The sequence below is a fragment of the Mesorhizobium sanjuanii genome, from assembly GCF_002529485.1.
Classification (GTDB): domain Bacteria; phylum Pseudomonadota; class Alphaproteobacteria; order Rhizobiales; family Rhizobiaceae; genus Mesorhizobium; species Mesorhizobium sanjuanii.
The window spans coordinates 1-14,920 of record NZ_NWQG01000157.1; the positions used below are offsets into that span (position 1 = coordinate 1).

Here is a 14,920-nt window from a genome sequence, read left to right on the forward strand (position 1 = left end):
CCACCTCGACCGGCAGCACTGCGGAACTCACCGGTTTCGCAGCACAACTCTCAGGCTTCGCCGCTTTGGGAATTACCGGCGCTCTGCTCAAGGCGACCCATGGCGCCGGCTTCACCGAACCGAAGCCGATCCAGATGCAGGCGATCCCGCCGCAGATGGAAGGCCGTGACATCTTCGGCATCGCCCAGACCGGCTCAGGCAAGACGGCCGCCTTCGCGCTGCCGATCCTGTCGAAGATCATCGCGCTTGGCACCAAGCGCCGTGCGAAAACCACACGTGCCTTGATCCTGGCGCCGACGCGCGAGCTTGCCGTGCAGATCGAAGATACCATCAAGATCCTCGCCAAGGGCGCGCATGTCTCGACCGCGCTCGTGCTTGGCGGCGTCTCGCGCTTCAGCCAGGTGAAGAAGGTTGCGCCCGGCGTCGACATCCTGATCGCCACGCCCGGCCGTCTGACCGACCTGGTGCGCGAGGGTGACCTCATCCTCTCCGACACCAAATGGCTGGTGCTGGACGAGGGCGACCGCATGCTCGACATGGGCTTCATCAACGACGTCAAGCGCATCGCCAAGGCGACCGCGCCCGACCGTCAGACGGTGCTGTTCTCTGCGACCATGCCGAATGAAATCGCCGAGCTGGCGAAAGGCCTGCTGAAGAACCCGATCCGCGTCGAAGTCGCGCCGCAAAGCACCGCGGCGGCCGAGATCGTGCAGGGTGTCGTCCTTGCCCGCACCAAGCAGAAGCGCCAGGTGCTGTCCAAGATGCTCGCCGATGAGGCGATGAAGTCCGTCATCATCTTTTCGCGCACCAAGCATGGCGCTGACAGGGTGACCAAGGACCTTGAGCGCGACGGCTTCAAGGCCGCCGTCATCCACGGCAACAAGTCGCAGAACGCCCGTCAGAAGGCGCTGAACGATTTCCGCGACGGCTCGGTGCGCATTCTTGTCGCCACCGATATCGCGGCGCGCGGCATCGACGTACCCGGCATCAGCCATGTGGTGAATTTTGACCTGCCCGATGAGGCGGAGAGCTATGTCCACCGCATCGGCCGCACCGGCCGCAACGGCATGGATGGCATTGCGATCACGCTTTGCGATCCGTCCGAAAACAGCAAGCTGCGCCAGGTCGAGCGCATCATCCGCACCAAGTTGCCTGTTGTTGCCGACCATCTCGGCAGCCCCGATCCAGTACGCAATCCGGCTGAAAAGAACGAGCGCTTCGAGCCGGCCAATGACCGCAACGACCACAATGGCCGTCGCGACGGCCGGCGGCCCGGAGGCCAGAACAACGGCTTCGGCAAGAAGCGCTTCGGCGACAAGCCGGCTTTTGCCGGTGAGCGCAAGCCGGAAGGCGCCAAGCCCTTCAAGGGCAACAACAAGCGCCGCTTCGGCGGCAAGCGGCCCGCAGCGCGGGCTGCGTAAGCAGACTGAGTTGCGGCTGGCCGAGCCTCAGGGCTTGGCTGAATCGCCAAACTGAAGAAGGGCGGCCGGAGCGAATGCTTCGGTCGCCCTTTTCGTTTGGCGGAACACGCATCGTTCGACGTGCCGGAATGCGTATTACTCGGTGATCGCCTTGACCCAAACGACGATCCGTTGCGCCAGGAAAGCCGTGGTCGATGGCGACAGCGCGTCGCCGGCAATGACGTGGTTGTCCTTGTCGCCGGTGTCGTCCACCGGCACCAGCTCGTGTGCCGCACCCCAGCGCCCGGCGATCTCGCGGGTGCGGTCGGGCCGCACCACCCGGTCCGAATCCGAAAAGATGAACAGGGCAGGGATGGTCGCCTTCTCCACCGGCGCGCCATAGGCGAGTTCCGTCAGCGCCGCCATCGGCAGCGTCGCCGCCGTTGGATACCGGTATGTCCAGAATTTCGCGTGCAAGGCGTTGCGCGTCTCAAAGCTGCGTTGCTTGCCGATGGCCAGTTCGGCGATCTGTTTGCCCCATGGCCTGGTGAGCAGCTCGGCGCCGGAAGCCTTCACGCCGAAATTCGGCGAGATGAACGCGATCGCCGCAATGCCGTCCGAAGCGCCGGGCTGCGTTGCCGCCCACGCCGCCAGCGAGCCGCCGGTCGAGGTGCCGATGACGATTACCTTGTCGCCGATCGCCCGGCCGATGGCGAGCGCTTCCTCATAGTCGTTGATCCAGGCGTTGGCGCTGCCTTCAGCCATCGCGGCGCCGTCCTGCCCGTGGCCGGTAAGGCGGGTATAGAAGAGATTGGCGTCGAGCTGGTCGGCGATCTCGTCAGGCAGCGGCCGGACTTCGCCCTTCGATGCCGAAAATCCGTGGATGTAGACGATCGAAAGCTTCGTCCTGGCGTGAACCATCGGGTTTGCCCAGATGATTTCCTTCTCCAGCCCGTCGCGGATATCAGGCGCGGCGGCTTCCTCGCGCGCCAGATAGGCCTGCGGATCGTCGCCGATCACCGAAGGATCGAAACGGATCGTGGTGTCGACCAGCACACGCGGGCCAAGCAGGACGGCCAGGACAAGGATGACGACAAGACCCAGCACCGCGAGCACGATCCGTCGCCCCATCGCAGACTCCAAACAACAGTTCTCAACCTATGGCCGCGGTTGCAACCAGGCAACTCGTACCCTGTGGACAGTTTATTCGTTCGGTGGCTTGCGGTCGAAATTCAGCGGCCGTGACTTCCAGCGCGTCGCGGTGCTGATGACCCACCGGCAGACTGGTCTGGGCAGGATGCTGAGTAGTTTCAACCCCCAGCTCAGGCGGCGCGGGAAGGTGACTTCGAAGCCGCCGGAGTTGATGCCGCGCGCCATGCGCCGCGAGGCACGGTTGACGGGCATCAGTCCGGGCATCGGCAGCAGGTTCCTCTCGGTCAACGGCGTGTCGACAAAGCCCGGATTCATCACCTGGACGCGGACGTTCATCTTGTCGAAGTCATATTTGAGCGACTCCGCCAATATGTTGATCGCCGCCTTGGTGCCGCCATAGGCCGCCGTGGTCGGCCAGCCGAAATAGGCGGTAACCGAACCGACCAGCACGATGTGGCCGCGCCCACGCACGCGCATGCGTTCGACGACCGGCACCAGGCCGTTGATGATGCCGAAATAATTGACTTCGAAGGACTGGCGAAACCCACGCACGGTAAGATTCTCGCCCGGCGTCGCGATGTAGTTTCCGGCATTGAAGATTGCGAGCACGATCGGGCCGAGATCCTTCTCGATAGCCGCGACCGTCCTTGCCATGCGCTTCTCGTCGGTGACGTCGCAAGGATAGGCCGTGACGCGGCCCGGCATCTGCGCCGTCTCGACAACCAGCGTGTCGATCGGATCGTCGTCGAGCGACGACACCGCGACGGCATAGCCCTGGGCTGCGAGATCCTTGGCCAGTGAGCGGCCGATGCCGCTGCTGCCGCCCGTGATCCAGGCGACGCCGTGCTTCGGGTTGGCCCGGTAAAGTGTCATGCCGTGTCCTGCGACTCTTTCTTAGCTTGTGCTCTAGCGACGAAGAAATCGAATGAAAAGGGTGCTTTTCCGGACAAGGTTTAAATGGACGCCCGAGCGCGGTATCCGGTTTGAGGGAATTGCAGTGCCTGAAATGCGACTGGACCAGATGAAATCTTGCCTTGAAACCGAAGCGGTGGGTTTCTAGGGTCTCGCCGCACGCATAAAGGAACCTATATGCCACGTTCTGTAATTGAAGCGATCGGCAACACGCCTTTGATCCGCCTCAACAAGGCTTCGGATGCAACCGGCTGCGAGATTCTGGGCAAGGCCGAGTTCATGAATCCGGGCCAGTCGGTCAAGGATCGCGCCGGCCTGTTCATCATCCGCGACGCCGAACAGCGCGGGCTTTTGAAACCGGGCGGCGTCATCGTCGAGGGGACGGCCGGCAACACCGGCATCGGCTTGACGCTGGTCGCCAAGGCACTCGGCTATCGCACCGTGATCGTCATTCCCGACACGCAGAGCCAGGAGAAGAAGGACACGATCAAACTGCTCGGCGCCGAGCTGATAGAGGTGCCCGCGGTTCCCTACAGGAACCCCAACAATTATGTGAAACTGTCGGGCCGCCTGGCCGAGCAGATGGCCCGGTCCGAGCCGAATGGTGCGATCTGGGCCAACCAGTTCGACAATGTCGCCAACCGCGACGGCCACATCCGCACCACTGCTCAGGAAATCTGGAACCAGACAGACGGCAAGGTCGATGGGTTCGTGTCCGCCGTTGGGTCCGGCGGCACGCTGGCCGGCGTCGCCTTCGGGCTGAAGGCCAAGAGCAAGGACATCAAGGTCGCGCTCGCCGATCCGCTGGGCGCCGCGCTCTACTCCTTCTATACCAGCGGCGAATTGAAATCCGAGGGCAGCTCGATCACCGAGGGCATCGGGCAGGGGCGGATCACCGCCAACCTCGAAGGCTTCACGCCGGATTTTTCCTTCCAGATTCCGGACGAAGAAGCTTTGCCCATCGTCTTCGACCTGATCCAGGAGGAGGGGCTCTGCGTCGGCGGCTCGACCGGCATCAATATTGCTGGCGCGATCCGGCTGGCGCGTGAACTGGGTCCCGGCCACACCATCGTGACTATCCTCTGCGACTACGGCACGCGCTATCAGTCGAAGCTGTTCAACCCGCAGTTCCTGCGCGAAAAGCAGCTGCCGGTGCCGGGCTGGATGGAAGAGAAAGCCGAGATTTCGGTGCCGTTCGAAAAGGTCGCGTGATGTCCTATAAGACGCAGGCGCTGTTTCGCGACGATGCTTATCTGCGCACCGCCGACGCCACCATAGTCGCCGTCAACGAGCGCGGCGGCATCATTCTCGATCGCACCATCTTCTATGCCACGTCGGGTGGACAGCCGGGGGATACGGGTGCGCTCGAGCGCGCCGACGGCAGCGTGATTGCGATTGCCGCCACCATCACCGGCGAGACCAAGGACGAGATCATCCATGTGCCGGCGCCCGACCAGCCGGCTCCGGCCGTCGGCGAACCGGTCAAGCTCGCTATTGACTGGCAGCGGCGGCATCTTTTGATGCGCATGCACGCGGCCTGCCACCTGCTCACTGTCGTCTGCCCATTCCCGATCACGGGTGCCGCGGTTTCCGAGGACGACAGCCGCGTCGACTTCGACATTCCGGATGCCGGCTTCACCAGGGAAGATGTGACGGCAAAGGTGATGGAACTGGTGCGGGCCGACCATCCGATCTTCGTCAGGCTGATATCGGACGAGGAACTGGCGGCCAATCCTGGCCTGGTCAAATCCAAGAATGTGCGGCCGCCCGTCGGCACCGGCCAAATCCGCCTGGTCTGCATTGGCGACAACGCCTCGATCGACAGTCAGCCTTGCGGCGGCACCCATGTGAAGAGTACCGGTGAAGTCGGCGAGATCCATATCGGCAAGATCGAGAAGAAGGGCCGCGAGAACCGGCGCTTCCGCATACGCTTTGGACCGTTGCCGGTGGCTTAGACCATGATCCCGAAAAGTGGAAACCGGTTTTCGGGAATGATCATGGTCAAACAAGAATACAAGGCTTCCGCCCGAGGCGAAGCAGGAGACAATGAATGGCCGAAGACAGTCCTTTCACCGTCGATGCAGACTGGTTGCAGGCGCGCCTCGGCGAACCGGGCCTGACCATCGTCGATGCGTCCTGGTATCTGCCGGCGCAAGGCAGGGACGCACGCGCCGAATATGAAGCGGCGCATATTCCAGGCGCCCGCTTCCTCGATCAGGATGCGGTATCGGATCCCGATTCAGCCTTGCCGCATACGCTGCCGTCGCCGCAGCATTTCGCCCAATATGTCGGCGCGATGGGCATTTCGGCGGACGACACCATTATCGTCTATGACGGTCCGGGCTTCTTCTCAGCGCCGCGCGCCTGGTGGATGTTCCGCGTCATGGGCGTATTCCAGGTCTACATACTGGACGGCGGCTTCGACCGTTGGAAAGCGGCGGGACGACCGGTGACGGCGGAGCCGACGAAGACAGCGCCTTGCGTGTTTCACGCCGACTTCGATGCCAAGCGTGTCGCCAGCCTTGCCGATATGCGCCGCATCGTCGAGACGAAGGAGAGCCAGATCGCCGATGCGCGCTCCGCTGGCCGGTTTGCCGGCACGGAGCCGGAACCTCGCGCAGGCATCCGCTCCGGTCATATGCCTGGAGCGAACAATTTGCCGTCATCGGTGCTCGCCGAGAACGGCGAACTGTTGTCGAAGGATCGTTTGCGCAAGGTGATCGAGGGCGCCGGCATCGATCTGTCGAAGCCGGTCGTCACCTCTTGCGGTTCAGGCATCACCGCGGCTGCGATCACGCTGGCGCTGGAGACGCTTGGCCACACCGACAACAGGCTTTACGACGGTTCATGGACGGAGTGGGGCGGACTTTCCGACACGCCTGTCGTGACGGGCCCGGCTTTGACGGGCAAGGAATGACGGCCATGGAAAACGGAGTGCTGGAAGACATCGACGTCACGGTGACGTTTCTCGAAATGCATGTACCGCCGGCCTATTCGCCGCCGGTGCCGTACAACCGCCAGATCGCGCTGCTGAAGACCAAGGACATTCCGCTGCACTTCTATCGCTATCTGATGGATCGGGTGGGACGCAAATGGCACTGGGTCAATGTTCTCAGGTTGAACGACGAAGAGCTTTCGGCGGGCATCCATCGCGAGGACCGCGACATCAGGGTGCTTTATCTCGACGGCGCGCCGGCCGGCTTCTTCGACCTCAAGCCGCATCTGCCGGAAGAAGTTGAGCTAGCCTATTTCGGCATGATGGAACATGCGACCGGACAAGGCATCGGTCGCTGGTTCCTGGGGGCGGCGATCGCCGCCGCCTGGTCGCACGGGCCGAAGCGGGTGACGGTGCAGACCTGCACGCTCGACCATCCGGCGGCATTGCCGCTCTATCAGAAACTCGGCTTCGCGCCGGTGGCGCAGAAGAAAGAGATCGTGCATCCGATGGCTTTCGCCGAGCGCTCGGCCAGTGTCATGCGGCCCTGAAACTGAACCTTTCGTTCATCGAGGCTTCAGACTGTCTCTGGCATCTTGTCGGCACCATCAATGCGCCCAGCAGAGCAGGGCCGAAGGAGAAGACATGCTGACCAGACGCACCTTTGCCGCCGTGCTGATTGCGGCTCTTGCCATGCCGAGCCTTGCCGCCGCCCAGGCGACGACGCCTTCGGCCGCGACGATCGAGCGGCAACTCGAAGCAGCGCCCAAGGTGAAGCTGCGCCCGAACCAGCGCGTCACCATCCGCGAATTCAAGCGACGGCCTGACCTCAGGCGCATGGCCCGCTCGATCGACATTCAGTCGATCAATTTCGCCTTCGGTTCGGCCGCCATTTCCGAGTCGCAATACGGCAAGATCGAGAACATCGCCGACGCACTGCGGCGCATCCTGCGGCGTGATCGCGGCGCCCGCATTCTGATCGAGGGCCATACGGACGCCGTCGGTTCCTTCCAGTCGAACCAGATCCTGTCCGAGCAGCGCGCCGCCTCGCTGAAACGCACGCTGGTGCGCGAATTCGGCGTGCCGGGCCATGCGCTCGAAACCGTCGGTTATGGCGAGGAGTTTCTGCTGGTGCAGACGCAGAACGAGAACTGGCGCAATCGCCGGGTGACGCTGCGCCGCTTCGACGATTTCATAAGATAAGCCTGCTTGAGTCCAGTAATCCAACCGCTCGCGCTGTGTCTGGATCAACACTCCAGAAAGAGCCTGGCTTGAATGAGCCGGGCTCTTTCCATATCGCTGGTCGTTTCAGGCGCGATTGGAGGACCAGGCGATGACGATAAGAGTGGTGATGGCTGGGTCGACCGGCTGGGTCGGCAAGGCGCTGGTGCCGGCGATCGGGGCGCAGGCCGACATGAACTTGGTCGGCGCGGTTTCGCGCAGCGGCGCGGGGCAGGATGCCGGCCTGCTGGTTGGCCTCCCGGCCAATGGCGTGACTGTTTCCGGCTCGCTGGCGGAAGCGCTGGAGGCGCCGTCGGACGTGCTGGTCGATTACACCAAGCCGCATGTAGTGAAGGATCATGCCCTGCTGGCGATCTCCAGGGGGCGCCATGTGGTGATCGGCACATCGGGGCTTGGGGCCGCCGACTATGCCGAGATCGATGCCGCGGCGCGCGCCAACCGGGTCGGCGTGATCGCCGCCGGCAATTTTTCGATCACCGCCACGTTGATGAAGCGTTTTGCCCTGATGGCGGCGAAATACGTGCCTGATGTCGAGGTCATCGACTATGCCAGCGCCAGGAAGCCCGATGCCCCGTCCGGCACCGCGCGCGAGCTCGCCGAAGCGCTGGCGGATGTGCGCAAGGCCTCGACGGCACGGCCGGTCTCGGAAGTGACGGGCGTGCCCGGAACACGCGGCGCCGCGGTTGGAGCCGGTGAGGGGGTGCGGGTGCACGCGCTTCGCCTGCCGTCCTACATCCTGTCCTGCGAGGCGCTGTTTGGGCTGCCCGACGAACGGCTGACCATTCGCCATGATGCCGGCTCGTCCGCGGCGCCCTACGTGGCCGGAACGCTGCTTGCCGTTCGGCGCGTGCGGGAAGTCACCGGGCTGGTGCGCGGTCTCGATGCTTTGATGGACTAGCATGGAGCGCGGCGGTCCGGCCACGATCGGTCGATAGCCTCAGCTACCCACCAACCATCAGCTTGACGACTTCGTCATGGTTGGTTTCCGAGATCTTGCGCTCGCCTGCCTGGACGCCGCGCCGCAGCACGACGATACGGTCGGACACGGCGAAAATATCCTGCAGATTGTGCGAGATGAAGATCACGCCGCGCCCTTGCGCCTTGAGCTGGTGGATGAGCGAAATGACCTTGCGCTGCTCAGGCACCCCAAGGGCGGCGGTCGGCTCGTCCATGATCAGGATCTGCGCGTCCCAATAGACCGCCCGGCCGATGGCGACAGCCTGCCGCTGGCCGCCGGAGAAATTGCTGACCGGGGCATCGAGCCGGCTGACATGGAAGTCCAGCCGCCCCATGGTCTGTTTAGCGGCGACGGCCATCGCCTTGCGGTCCAGCACCGGCAGAAAGCCGAAAGCCTTGCGCATCGGTTCGCGGCCGAGGAAGATGTTGGCGCCGATCGACAGATTGTCGGCGAGCGCCAGGTCCTGGTAGATGGTCTCGATGCCTTTTTCGCGCGCCTCCTGCGGCGTCGCGAAGGTCACCGGCTGTCCCCTGAGCAGGATCTCGCCGGCCGTCGGCTGAAAGACTCCCGATATCGCCTTGATCAGCGTGGTCTTGCCGGCGCCGTTGTCGCCCGCCAAGGCCACCACTTCGCCCGGCCGTACGGCCATGGAGAAATCGTTGAGCGCCTGGACGGCACCAAAATGCTTGGAAAGGTGTCGGACTTCGAGAAGGGGGGTGGTTTGGTCGGAACTATTCATCCTGGCGAGCTCCACTGAACCGGCGCTGCGCCTGGTCGATAAGGACGGAGATAATGATGACGAGGCCGACGGCGATGAACTGCCAGAACGGCTCGACGTTGACGAAGACCAGCCCGTACTGGATCACCGCGATCACCAAGGCGCCGGCTACCGTGCCGAAGATCGTGCCGGAGCCGCCGAACAGGCTGGCGCCGCCGATCACCACCGCGGCGACGCTGTCGAGCAGCAAGGGCTCGCCGGCCTGAGCAGCGCCGGCGGTGAAGCGCGCGGCGTAGAGCGCACCGCCGAGGCCGGCGCACATCGCCGAAAGCACGTAGAGACGCAGTATGTGTCCCCTGATGTCGATGCCGGCGCGGCGCGCCGCCTGCACATTGGCGCCGATGGCGTAGTTATGCTGGCCGAACCGGGTCTGACTCAGGATGTAATGCATCACGACGACGAAGATTGCGGTGATCATCACAAGATAGGGCACGCCGTGGAACTTGCCGTTGCCGAGCAGCGCGAACCAGGAATTCTGGACCGGCACCGTCGTGCCGCCGGCAAGGAGATAGGCAGCGCCGCGCGCCACGCCGAACATGCCGAGCGTGCCGATGAAGGGCGGAATTCTCAGCCGCGAGATCAAGAGGCCGTTGATGATACCCGGCACGCCGGCGACAAGCACGGCAGCCAGAATACCCGCCAGCATGGCCAGTGGCAGCGGGATTGCGGCTCCCGCCATGTTGGTGGCATGCGCGGCAACGACGGCCGCGAGACCCATGATGAAACCGAGCGAGAGGTCGATGCCGCCCGAAATGATGACAAAGGTCTGACCGGTCGCAAGCAGCAGCGGCGCCACAGCAAATATCGCGATGGACTGCAGGTTGAATGGATTGAGTACGAAGGTAGCGCCGAAGGAGAGCCTCGACCATATCTCGAAACAGATGATCAGGCCGGCGAGGAACAGCCAGGCGCGCCCTTCGGCGATGCGGCCGAGCCAGGTCCTGGCCGGATCACCGTGGTCCGCCTGAGGGGCGACGTGGGTTTCGCCTTGGGTTGGTGATGTTGAAGTCATGAATGGTTCCGTTCCGCGGCGCGGCCTCCGTCAAGCAGGGCCCAAGGGTATCAAGCGCTGGTCTCCCCCCGGCAAGCCGGAAGGAGGCCGGGCTCGCCTGGACTTATTCGGAATAGAGGTACTTCGAGATGTTCGGATCCGCGATGTTCGCCTTGTCCATGATCGTGAAGCCGGTGCCGATCGCAACCGGGATCGACTGGCCGGTCAGGTGCGCATAGGCCGAAACGACGCCGAAATAGCCGATCTCGGCGGGATGCTGGGCAATCGCAACGTCGACAAGGCCGGTGTTGATGTTGTCGACGATGCTGGTCGGCGCGTCGAACGCCACGACCTTGACGGTGCCGGTCTGCCCAGCTTGCTGGACGCCATTCGCCGCGCCGAGCGCGGAGAACAGATTTGCACCGAACACGCCAACGAGATCGGGATTGCGCGCGAACACAGCCTGCAGCTGCGAGGCGGCCTTGTTGGCGTCGTTGTCGTTGAACTGGGTCTCGAGAACGGTGATGCCGGGATGGTTGGCCGCCATCTCCTTCTTGAAGCCCTCTTCACGCTGATCGGTGGTCGAAATGCCAGGCTTGACGTTCGAAACGTAGACCTTGCCCTTGTCGCCTATGGCCTTGGCCAATGCCCGGGCTGCGATCTCGCCGCCCAGGACATTGTCAGAAGCAATATAGGCCAGCGGGAAATCCGCGTCGCCGGCGCCGGTCTGGTAGACGCCGCTGCCAATGAAGGTATCGACGGTGATGACCGGGATGCCGGCATCATTGGCCTTGCGCAGCGGCTCGACCAACTGGACCTTGTCGGTCGGCGCGATCAGGATGGCATCCGGCTTCTTGGCGATGACCGCGTCAAGCACAGGGACCTGGGTTACCGGATTGAAATCCGGGGCGCCCTGGAAAACAAGGTCTACGCCAAGCGCGTCGGCTGCCGCCTGGGCGCCTTTGCGCATGGTGATGTAGAAACCATCGGTCGTGAGGCCGGGGACAAGTGCAATGGTGAACTTCTTGTCCTGCGCCAGCGCGGGCGCGATCAGCGCCGTTGCGCTGATGGCGAAAGCCGCGAGCGCGGCAACAATCTTCTTCATAACATCCTCCTCATTGTTGGCAGATTTGCCGTTGCAAGTGACATTGGAATGGCCGTCAATCGTTCAGGCAATAGGTGCCCGACGGCCGGGAAACGCCTGTTTGCTGTCGCGGGCAGCTTTCCTCCCAAGCGCCCTCCGGTCGACAGGTCAGCCGGTCGAACCCGACCGGAACAAGAGCCGCGGTTCCCTTTGCTCGCCTCCGCAAGGTTCTGGGAACTGCGTCGTCCGGCGTTCTTGCACGCCGGACTGCTCATGTTGTAACACTTTGCAGAAATAAATTGCAACTCGGTCTTTCCGAGTTGAGGCGCTGTGTTTTTTCACTCCGGACAACATTAATCGCTCCGCAGAGCCCCGAAGGCGACTATTGCCCCGACCTCTCTGCGACACAACTGATTTCGTGGCAACGGATTGTCCGGGACCGGTCATCTGCCTCTATCGAGGCGCGAGAGCCTCGAGGATGGCCTGCGCCGTCTTCGTATCCGTAGTCAGGGCATTGATGAGCCTGGCGCGAGCGGCGCCGATGACTGCCGTCGCTTTCTCCGGCGATGCTGCAACGCCGATCACCAGCGGCACCGCGCGAAGCTGTGCCGGCGACATCGCGATCATCCGGCTCTCACCTTCCCAGGGGATCAGCGCTCCTTCGGCATCGAAATAGTGGCGAAGGACATCTCCCGCCGCATGAACCAGGGCCTGCTCGCTCAGCGTGGCCGCGCTCGCCTCAGGCGGATTGATGGCGTGCGGCAGACCGATGCCGACGATAGCGACGTCGGTCCGATCCCACAGCGCTACGGCATCGCGGATGGCCGCGTCGCCAAGGAAGACCTCACGCAACTCGCTGGACGGCAGATAGGGCGCATGGATGAAATGCGGCGTTCCGCCCAATTCCTCGGCGGCGAGCCGCACGAACTCGTTGATCTGAAAATGCGGCGCATGCTGCTGCATGCCGCCGGTGGCAGCGACGGTGTGGAGACCGGGAATGCGCGGCAGGCCGGTTCGGATCACCTCGCGGACGGCGCGTCCCCAGCCGATGGCGACCACGGAGCCGGCCACCAGCTGCGCTTGCTTGAGCAACGCGCCGAGCGGAGCGGCAAGCGCCGTCAGCGCGCCCGCCGCCGGCGTCTCGATCACCGCTGCGTCGCGAAGTCCGAGCCCATCGATCAGCTGCCTGGTGATGTCCTCAGGCGTCGCCAGATCGAGAACCTCGATCCGCACGATCCCCTCGGCGCGCGCCCTTTGCAGCAGACGCGAAATCGTCGCCGTGGAGACGCCGAGCTGCCGTGCGATGTCAACCTGGGACATCTCAGCCTCGTAATGCAGCTTGGCGACCGTATGCAGCATCGTGCGCGATGCGGTTGCGTCCTGGATCGGAGGGGCAGACAGCTTGCAATTCCTTTCAGCAACGTGTTACACGAGCATAGACCGACGGGAGTTATCGCGCAAATTCGGCAAACTCGCAACTTGAGGTCATTGCGGGCGGCAGTGTCGGCGAGGCCGCTTCCCTCGCGAATCGATAGCGTATCAAAGCGGCAAAGAATCTTCCCGCCGGAAGCGGCAAAAACTGAACAATCTTGTTTCCACGGAATCCGCGCCTCGCGAATGGGCGCCAACATCGGACGGAAGACCATGGCAAAGATGACCACCGCGGAGTTGCGCGGCTACCAGCAGATATGCGGCAAGGACGGGGCGATGGTGGCCATCGCCTGCGATCAGCGCGGCGGCATGCGGACCTTGCTGGCGTCGGATCCGGCCGAACAGGCCAGGATCACCAATGACATGCTCGGCGACACCAAATCGGACATCACGCGCTACCTCGCCAGCGCCGCGTCCTGTGTCTTGCTCGACCCGCTGTGCGCGGTGCCGAGGGTGGTCGACGAGGGCGTGCTGAACCGGGATACGGCGCTGCTCATCGGCCTCGACGCCTCCGGCTTTGACGTCTCGCCCGACGGCTATCGCTTGTCGCGCCTGGTTCCCGGCATCGACGCGCGCCGCGTTCGCGAACTGGGCGGCACGGGCGGCAAGATCATGGTCTACCTCAGGGCCGACAAGCCTGAAGCCAACGCGCACAACACCGCCATCCTGCGCCAGTGCATCGCCGACTTCGGGCAGGAGGATCTGCTGCTCGTCGTCGAGTTCCTGACCTACCAGCTGGAAGGGGAAAGCCCCGAGGACTATGCGGCCAAAACGCCGTGGCTTGTCGAAGAGGGCACCCGGATTTCGTTGGAGTGCGGCGCAAAGGTGCTGAAGCTTCCTTACCCTGGAACGCCTGAAGCTTGCGCCAACATCACCAGAATGGCCGGCGACGTGCCATGGGCGGTGCTTTCGGCCGGCGTCAACCACGCGACCTTCCTTGGCCAGGTCGAGATCGCCATGCAAAACGGCGCCTCGGGTGTCATCGCCGGCCGTTCGCTGTGGAAAGACTGCATCTCGCTCGACCGTGACATTCAGCGCGAAAGGCTTAAGACCATCGCAGTGCCGCGATTGCGCGAAATCCAGGCTGTGATCGGACACTACCGGCAGAAAGCCGCCTGATATCCGCGTTTGATCACTGGCAGGACGTCATGCCTCTCAGCATCGGAATTGACATTGGCGGCACCAATCTGCGTGCCGCCCGTATTTCCGCCACGGGTGAAATCCTCGAGCGTATTTCCGACAAGAGCGCGCCGGACCCGGAGCTGGTTCTCTCCCGGATCGCCGATATGGTGCGCCGGCTCGATGCCCCTGGGGTTGCAGCCATCGGCATCGGCGTCCCCGGACGCGTCGATGCGCGGCTTCGCAGGGTGCTGTCCGGCGGCTATGTCAACCTGGCCTCGGTTTCGTTGGCTGAGCGGCTTGAGGGCATCGCCGGCAAGCCCGTCGTCATCGACAATGACTGCAACATGGCACTGGTCGCGGAGATGGCGCTCGGCGCCGGCCGGGGCCATGACAGCATCGTCATGTTCACGATCGGCACCGGCATCGGCGGCGCCGTTACCCAGAACCGGCAGATCATGCGTGGCAGGGCAACGGCAGGCCAGCTCGGCCATATCACCGTCGACGTGAACGGCGAGACCTGCGCCTGCGGCCGGCGCGGCTGCGTCGAAACCACCAGCTCGGGCACGGCGCTCGGCCGGCACATCGCGCGGGCCGGGCTCGGTGCGGATGTCTCGGTCGATCAGCTTTTTGCCCGTGACGCGGCCGGCGATATACAGGCGCGCGGGGTACTGGAAGCCTGGGCCAGGCCGCTGCGTGCCGCTATCGACACGACCGTTGCAGTGCTCGACCCCGATCTGGTTCTGCTTGGCGGCGGCCTTGGCCGGGCGGCGCACAAGGCGCTTGCCTGCGCGCAGGCGCTGGCGCCCTGGTACCAATGCAAGGTGGAGCCGGCGCAGCTCGGCGACGATGCCGGCGTGATCGGCGCTGGCCTGCAGGCATTGGCGGGGGAGGCGGGCATGACGCCGGCATTGGTTT

General features: G+C 63.7%; 15 protein-coding genes. 9 read left to right on the plus strand and 6 right to left on the minus strand.

All coding sequences use genetic code 11. From position 1 onward, the window contains the following. Nucleotides 1-65: 65 nt before the first annotated feature. Nucleotides 66-1,421, plus strand: coding sequence for a DEAD/DEAH box helicase (locus tag CN311_RS21815; RefSeq protein ID WP_097575786.1), 1,356 nt, complete (start codon nucleotides 66-68; stop codon nucleotides 1,419-1,421). 135 nt (nucleotides 1,422-1,556) lie between these two features. Here the strand turns inward: CN311_RS21815 and CN311_RS21820 are convergent, their stop codons facing one another. Together CN311_RS21820 and CN311_RS21825 are read right to left on the minus strand one after the other, a co-directional pair. Beyond that, nucleotides 1,557-2,531 carry an alpha/beta hydrolase gene (locus CN311_RS21820; RefSeq protein ID WP_097575776.1) on the minus strand — a complete coding sequence of 325 codons (975 nt, stop codon included), beginning with the start codon at nucleotides 2,529-2,531 and terminating at the stop codon, nucleotides 1,557-1,559. Nucleotides 2,532-2,603: 72 nt separating this feature from the next. Next, nucleotides 2,604-3,425, minus strand: coding sequence for an SDR family oxidoreductase (locus CN311_RS21825; protein ID WP_097575777.1), 822 nt, complete (start codon nucleotides 3,423-3,425; stop codon nucleotides 2,604-2,606). A gap of 216 nt (nucleotides 3,426-3,641) precedes the next feature. On the opposite strand from CN311_RS21825, the gene CN311_RS21830 reads away from it, so the two are divergent. From CN311_RS21830 to dapB, 6 genes are all read left to right on the plus strand, one after another. Beyond that, nucleotides 3,642-4,676: a cysteine synthase A gene (locus CN311_RS21830; protein WP_097575778.1), complete on the plus strand. Its 1,035-nt coding sequence runs from the start codon at nucleotides 3,642-3,644 to the stop codon at nucleotides 4,674-4,676. Next, the gene (locus tag CN311_RS21835; protein WP_097575779.1) at nucleotides 4,676-5,419 is read left to right on the plus strand and encodes an alanyl-tRNA editing protein; all 744 of its coding nucleotides are present in this window, start codon (nucleotides 4,676-4,678) and stop codon (nucleotides 5,417-5,419) included. The genes CN311_RS21830 and CN311_RS21835 overlap by 1 nt, the downstream gene beginning before the upstream one ends. 95 nt (nucleotides 5,420-5,514) lie before the next feature. Next, nucleotides 5,515-6,381 carry a 3-mercaptopyruvate sulfurtransferase gene (gene sseA, locus CN311_RS21840; protein ID WP_097575780.1) on the plus strand — a complete coding sequence of 289 codons (867 nt, stop codon included), beginning with the start codon at nucleotides 5,515-5,517 and terminating at the stop codon, nucleotides 6,379-6,381. 5 nt (nucleotides 6,382-6,386) lie between these two features. Then, on the plus strand, nucleotides 6,387-6,950 hold the full coding sequence (locus CN311_RS21845; RefSeq protein WP_036241522.1) for a GNAT family N-acetyltransferase: 564 nt from the start codon (nucleotides 6,387-6,389) through the stop codon (nucleotides 6,948-6,950). Nucleotides 6,951-7,044: 94 nt separating this feature from the next. Further along, complete coding sequence (locus CN311_RS21850) at nucleotides 7,045-7,602, plus strand: OmpA family protein (RefSeq protein WP_097575781.1); 558 nt, start codon at nucleotides 7,045-7,047, stop codon at nucleotides 7,600-7,602. Between the two features lie 130 nt (nucleotides 7,603-7,732). Beyond that, nucleotides 7,733-8,539 (plus strand): 4-hydroxy-tetrahydrodipicolinate reductase, encoded by an 807-nt coding sequence (gene dapB, locus CN311_RS21855; RefSeq protein WP_097575787.1) that lies wholly within the window; start codon nucleotides 7,733-7,735, stop codon nucleotides 8,537-8,539. 43 nt (nucleotides 8,540-8,582) lie between these two features. Here dapB and CN311_RS21860 read toward each other — a convergent pair whose 3' ends face one another. From CN311_RS21860 to CN311_RS21875, 4 genes are all read right to left on the minus strand, one after another. Then, nucleotides 8,583-9,338, minus strand: a complete 756-nt coding sequence (locus CN311_RS21860) for an ATP-binding cassette domain-containing protein (protein ID WP_097575782.1) — start codon at nucleotides 9,336-9,338, stop codon at nucleotides 8,583-8,585. Next, nucleotides 9,331-10,389 (minus strand): ABC transporter permease subunit, encoded by a 1,059-nt coding sequence (locus CN311_RS21865; protein ID WP_097575783.1) that lies wholly within the window; start codon nucleotides 10,387-10,389, stop codon nucleotides 9,331-9,333. Before CN311_RS21865 ends, CN311_RS21860 begins: the two co-directional genes overlap by 8 nt. Nucleotides 10,390-10,492: 103 nt before the next feature. Further along, a complete protein-coding gene (locus CN311_RS21870) occupies nucleotides 10,493-11,473 on the minus strand; it encodes an ABC transporter substrate-binding protein (RefSeq protein ID WP_097575784.1) in 981 nt (326 codons plus the stop codon). A gap of 432 nt (nucleotides 11,474-11,905) precedes the next feature. Then, nucleotides 11,906-12,811, minus strand: a complete 906-nt coding sequence (locus tag CN311_RS21875; protein WP_097575785.1) for a sugar-binding transcriptional regulator — start codon at nucleotides 12,809-12,811, stop codon at nucleotides 11,906-11,908. A 285-nt stretch (nucleotides 12,812-13,096) separates the two neighbouring features. Between CN311_RS21875 and CN311_RS21880 the strand changes: the two genes are divergently transcribed. Together CN311_RS21880 and CN311_RS21885 are read left to right on the plus strand one after the other, a co-directional pair. Beyond that, entirely contained in the window at nucleotides 13,097-14,002 is a 906-nt protein-coding gene (locus CN311_RS21880) for a tagatose-bisphosphate aldolase (RefSeq protein ID WP_097575788.1), read from the plus strand. A 29-nt stretch (nucleotides 14,003-14,031) separates the two neighbouring features. After that, the coding region (locus CN311_RS21885) for an ROK family protein (RefSeq protein WP_133117234.1) at nucleotides 14,032-14,920 on the plus strand (889 nt) is incomplete at its 3' end.